Genomic DNA, 5,453 nt, shown 5'->3' on the forward strand with positions numbered 1-5,453 from the left:
CGACCGTCGAGGCCCGGCACGGCCGCCGCCACGGTACGCATCGCGGCTCGGCGGGCTCGACGGCGGCCAGCCGTACCGAGGGGGCCGGGGCGTGCCATCGGTGGCCAGGGCCGCGGCGGAGCGCGTTGACCATCGCGCCGGCCGCCGGGGGTGACCTGCCCGAGCCAGGGCCGGCCCCGGCAGCACTCGGCCAGGTCGCCGTGCTCGTGGCTGTCGTCGGGATGGTCGCGGACGAAGTCGGCGAGGGCGACCAGGTGCGCCACGTCCCCGTCGCGCAGGTAGCGCAGCCGGTGCGCGGTGTGCACGGCGCAGTCGAACGTGGGGTCGCGGGCCAGCGCCCGGTCGATCCACTCCAGCGCCGCGTCCAGCCGGCCGGTGTCGGCCAGGGTGCCGGCGATGTCCGCGTACACGGCGAGGTCGTCGGGATCGTGGTCGACGGCTCGTTCCAGGGCGGCCAGGGCGTCGCGGGTGCGGCCCGCGCTGCGGTACGCGTACCCGAGCCACACCTCGCCGAGTTTGGTCGGCTCGACGCGTACCCCCCGGCTGGCCCAGGTGACGGCGAGGGCGACCTCGCCGAGGCGCCGGGCCAGCGCGGACGCCGCGCCCAGCAGCAGCGCGTGGCGCGGATGCGCGGCCACCGCGTTGCGGGCGAGGGTGAGGTACGGCAGCAGCGGCGGTCGACCGGGCCGGGGCACCGGGTCGGGCACGGCGGCGCAGACCTGCATCAGGATCCGGGCGGCGCGTTCCGGGTCGAGCCGTCGCGCCAGTTCGGGGGCGCTCACCCAGGGCACGCCGGCCCAGTCGACGCCCGGTGCGTGCCCGGTGGCGGCGACCAGCAGGTCGAGCCCTTCGGCCGGGCGCCCGGCGGCGGCGAGCAGGTGGGCGCGGGCCACCACCGCGCCGACGAAGACCCGCTGGCCGAGCGGGAAGAGCTCCAGGTCACCGCCGGAGGCCGCCGCGATGCGGGCCAGCGTCTCGTGCACCTCGGGCAGGGTCGGAGCCTGGACGATGGCGGCGGCGAGGTGACCGGCGGCGTGCGGCAGGTCGCCCTCGTCGAGCGCCAGCCGGGCCAGCGCGAGCTCCTCCGCGGCGGACAGCACGGGTTCGTCAGGTCCCTCCGACACGTCGGCCTCTCGCTCGCAGTTCCAGGGCTGGGCAAGCCTAGGGGATGACGCGCCGATCTGGTGATCCACTGCGCATTCCTGCTCGTACGATTGATCAGACGCGAGCAATGGTGCAAGACTGAGCATGAAACGCGCGGCAATCGCGCAGTGGGAGGAGCTTCCGTGACGCGTCCAGGGGCCGGGATGGCCGCCGACATCGACGAGCAGCCGGCCGGTTACGCCCGGTTGCTCACCGCCGAGCACGCCGGGGCGATCGCCCGCGTCGCGGCGGTGATCGCGCAGCGGCGGCCCCGGCACGTGGTCTTCACCGCCCGGGGCACCTCCGACCACGCCGCGCTCTACGGGGCGTACCTGACCGAGATCCGGCTCGGTCTGCCGGCCGGACTCGCCTCGCCGAGCGTGGTCACCCTCTACGGGGCCCGCCCCGACCTCTCCGACGCTCTGGTCGTCGGGGTCAGCCAGAGCGGCGGGTCGCCCGATCTCACCGAGGTGCTGCGCGCCGCCCGCGACGCCGGGGCGCTCACCCTGGCGGTCACCAACGCCCCCGGCTCGCCGCTGGCCGAGACCGCCGAACTCTCCGTCGACATCGCCGCCGGGCACGAGCGGGCGGTCGCCGCGACCAAGACGTACACCGCCGAGCTGCTGGCCCTGCTGATGCTCATCGAGGGCGTCCGGGCCGGCGACGGGGTGCTCCCCGCCGACGAGCGGGCCGCACTGGACGCCCTACCCGGGCTGGCCGAGCGCACCCTGACCGATCCCACCCCGGCCCAGCTCGCGCCCCGCTACCGCTTCGCCGGCCAGCTCGTCACCACCGGCCGGGGGTACGCGTACCCGACCGCCCGGGAGGCCGCCCTGAAGCTGATGGAGACCTCCTACCTGCCCGCGCTCGCCTTCTCCGGCGCCGACCTGCTGCACGGCCCGCTGGCGATGACCGACCCGGACGTGCCGGTGCTGGCCGTGGTCGGCTCCGGCCCCGGCGGCCGGTCGATGGAGGAGGTGCTGCCCCGGCTCGGCGAGCGCCGCGCCGACGTGGTGGTGGTCGGCTCCGCCGAGGTCGAGGGGGCCACCCGGATGGTGGTGCCCGAGGTCGACGAGCGGTACGCCCCGCTGCTGGACATCCTGCCCCTGCAACGGCTGGCGCTGTCGCTGGCGCTGGCCCGGGGCGAGGACCCGGACGCCCCGCGCGGGCTGAAGAAGGTCACCGCGACGAGGTGAGGCCCGGCGTGGCACGCTGTGTCTCGTGTCCACGCTGCGCGACCTCGCCGAGGAGCACACCCAGCTCCGGCCGGCCGACATCGACCACCTGCACCGGATCGCGGGGGACTGGCAGCTGCTGTCCGACCTCTCCTTCGCCGACCTGCTGCTGTGGGTGCCGGTGGACGGCGACGGGACGTTCCTCTGCGTCGCCCAGGTCCGCCCGACGACCGCCCCCACCGCGTACCTCGACGACCAGGTGGGGCGGATCGTCGGCGGGCCGGAGGTGGCGCACCTGGAGGTCGCCTACCGGCAGGGCCGGATCTGGCGGGAGGGCGACCCGGTCTGGTACGGCGACGTGCCCGCCCGGCACGAGGCGATCCCGGTCCGGCTGCGCGCCACCGACGGCGAGTCCGGTGAGGTGGTCGCCGTGGTGGGCCGGGACACCAACCTCTCCACCGCCCGTACGCCCAGCCAGTTGGAGCTGAACTACCTCACCACCGCCGACGACCTGGCCCAGATGACCGCCGACGGCACCTTCCCGCCGCCCCGGCACCCGGGGGAGACCACCTCGGCGCCCCGGGTCGGCGACGGCCTGGTCCGGCTGGACGCCAACGGCAAGGTCACCTACGCCAGCCCGAACGCGCAGTCGGCGTACCGGCGGCTGGGTTACGCCTCTCACCTGGTCGGGGAGGACCTGGCCAAGCTGCACCGGCGGCTGGCCAGCGACCCGCTGGAGGGGACCGACGCGGCCAACGGTGTGCTCGCCGCGCTGCGCGGCGAGGCCCCGCCCCGGCGGGAGATCGACGCCCGGGGCGCCACCATGCTCACCCGGTCGCTCCCGCTGATGCCGGCCGGCGTGCCGATCGGCGCGCTGGTGCTGGTCCGCGACATCACCGAGGTACGTCGCCGCGACCGCGCGCTGATCACCAAGGACGCCACCATCCGGGAGATCCACCACCGGGTGAAGAACAACCTCCAGACCGTCGCCGCGCTGCTGCGCCTTCAGGCCCGCCGGGTGTCCATGCCCGAGGCCCGGGTGGCGCTGGAGGAGTCGGTACGCCGGGTCGCCTCGATCGCCCTCGTCCACGAGACGCTCTCCATGTCCAGCGACGAGGCGGTCGAGTTCGACGGGATCGTCGACCGGGTGGCCAGCGCGGCCACCGAGGTCGCGGCGACCGAGGTGAGCGTCGGCATGCGCCGCAAGGGCAGCTTCGGCGTCCTGCCCGCCGAGATCGCCACCTCGCTGGTGATGGTCCTCAACGAGCTGCTGCTCAACGCCGTCGAGCACGGCTTCCCGCCGGCCGGTGAGGACGGCGCCGCCGGCCCGGAGGGCGGCGCCACGCCGCAGGTGGTGGTCACCGCGCACCGGTTCCGCAAGCAGTTGCACGTCTCGGTCGCCGACAACGGGCGCGGCCTGCCGGCCGAGTTCGACGCCGAGCGCGGCGGCCGGTTGTCTCCACCCTGGCCAGTAGGCCGATAACCTCGCCAGGTCGGTGCGCTATGGCGCACAGGGCCGAACGGCTTGATCTGTCCACCCGACCGGAACCCGGCACGAGGGGGCACCCTGCCCACCGTTCAGGCTTCCGAAGCGGCGTCTGGAGCCTGGTGATCGCCGGCGCACTGCGGTGCACGACCGGCGGCAGATGTGTTCACTTGGTCTTGGTAGACGCCACCAGCGATACGTGCCCATCCCGCCGCAGGAGAGGTGCGCTCGGACCGGAGTGTTGGCTAGCCGTTGAACTGTTCCCAGTCGAGACGAGAGCGTAGGGGCCGCAGGGCTGAGCGTTGTCGGCTGCCGACGCTCAGCCAGATACCACTGTCGCCGTAGTCGGCGGCCATGGCGACCAGTCCGGGAGCCACCCAGTGGCGCGTCGGGTCGCCAGGTACGCGCATGGGCTGCAGCGGGACGGGAACCAGATCCTCGACGAACCGGTCCAGCATCTCCGTGGTGACCGTGGCGAAGCCGGTGAACGGTGAGGTGCTCACCGCTTCGTTGAGGGCGAACTGGAGCAGGAAGCCGCTGAGGCGTTCCCGCTCGCGCAACCGCTGCGGGCCGCCGTCGTACCACACGACCGGATCGTCGTCGGTGGGGTCGATCAACGCCACCCAGACGCCCTGATTCTCGGCCGCGAAGGCCACCAGCGGCTCGTCTTCCAGGTACTCGATCCTGTCGGGCGGCTCGATGAAGTCCTGCCGGCCGAGGATTTCCTCGCGGCCTCCGGCGATGTCGTGGAAGGCCAGCAACGGGGCCGGGAGTTTCATAGCCGCGTGTTGGGGTGTGGCCGGTAGCACCGGCACATCGGCGTACCAAGCGGTCAGAAAGGAACGCAGTGCCCGGGTCAGGTCCTGCGGCACATCGTCCAGCCAGGCGATACCGGGTACCGGCAGCGTCGGCGTCGGCGTCGGCCGCACCTTGTCTAGCAGTTCGGGGGGAAGCCGCTCGCCCCAGGTCAGTTCAGCGAATGTGAGTGGCCCCTGTTGCCCCGTGTACGGGTTCATCCCGCGGTAGATGCTGCGGGCTTGGTAGAGCTCACCGAGAGCCAGGCAGCCATCCGCCATCTTGACAAAGCCCAGAAGCGGCTGATTGGCCTGGTTCTTCGAGCGTATCCACTGAGTCGCCTCGCTGGGTAAAGGCTCCCGCAGCACCAGTGTGTTCGCGTTGTCGACAGCGGTGCCGTGGGGCCGGTCTCCGGCGTCGACGATCACGACCAGAGCGTTGGCCCCGTACGCGAAGGTGACACCATCACCATGCACGACCTCGACGTTCGGGCCGGCAGCACCCACCGCCGCCCGCTCCGGGACAACCGACCATCCCTCGATCATCGGGCGAGTATAGGAGCCCGGATCGAACCGGAGAGTTGATCAGGTCTAGGCGAGCGTCGCCCAGCGGCGAGGTCAACTCGACATGAATAGCCGCTCGCGCTTGGCGCGTGACGGAAGCTTCGGCAGATCCGCGCGTCTGGCGCATGTACCCCGCGTTCGGCCTTGGTGCTGGACGAGTAGCGCCGGAGTCGGTCATCGTGCTGAGCGTGGCTAAGGGACGTCTCGTAACTCAGTGAAGGCGTTGTCCGTGACCGGGTCGGTGCTCACCTGACGAGGGCGATGTTGTGGAGATGGGCGATGGCTGAAGCG

2 protein-coding genes and 2 pseudogenes are annotated in these 5,453 nt (G+C 72.7%); 2 read left to right on the forward strand and 2 right to left on the reverse strand.

The annotated features are described in order from the left end of the window. A pseudogene (locus JNW89_RS26350) lies at positions 1-1,124 on the reverse strand (tetratricopeptide repeat protein); the annotation flags it as partial. Between the two features lie 183 nt (positions 1,125-1,307). On the opposite strand from JNW89_RS26350, the gene JNW89_RS26355 reads away from it, so the two are divergent. Together JNW89_RS26355 and JNW89_RS26360 are read left to right on the forward strand one after the other, a co-directional pair. Then, positions 1,308-2,339, forward strand: a complete 1,032-nt coding sequence (locus JNW89_RS26355; RefSeq protein ID WP_238451016.1) for an SIS domain-containing protein — start codon at positions 1,308-1,310, stop codon at positions 2,337-2,339. 25 nt (positions 2,340-2,364) lie between these two features. Further along, positions 2,365-3,774 (forward strand): annotated as a pseudogene (locus tag JNW89_RS26360) (histidine kinase N-terminal domain-containing protein); the annotation flags it as partial. A gap of 275 nt (positions 3,775-4,049) precedes the next feature. Here JNW89_RS26360 and JNW89_RS26365 read toward each other — a convergent pair. Then, positions 4,050-5,144: a hypothetical protein gene (locus tag JNW89_RS26365; RefSeq protein ID WP_238450710.1), complete on the reverse strand. Its 1,095-nt coding sequence runs from the start codon at positions 5,142-5,144 to the stop codon at positions 4,050-4,052. Between the last annotated feature and the right edge of the window lie 309 nt (positions 5,145-5,453).

This window comes from Micromonospora sp. 4G55 (assembly GCF_016803375.1).

Bases quoted from the DNA above. Each gene is read 5' to 3' on its own strand.
- JNW89_RS26355 (WP_238451016.1), top strand. From the start codon at position 1,308: ATGGCCGCCGACATCGACGAGCAGCCGGCCGGTTACGCCCGGTTGCTC.
- JNW89_RS26365 (WP_238450710.1), bottom strand. From the start codon at position 5,144: ATGATCGAGGGATGGTCGGTTGTCCCGGAGCGGGCGGCGGTGGGTGCT.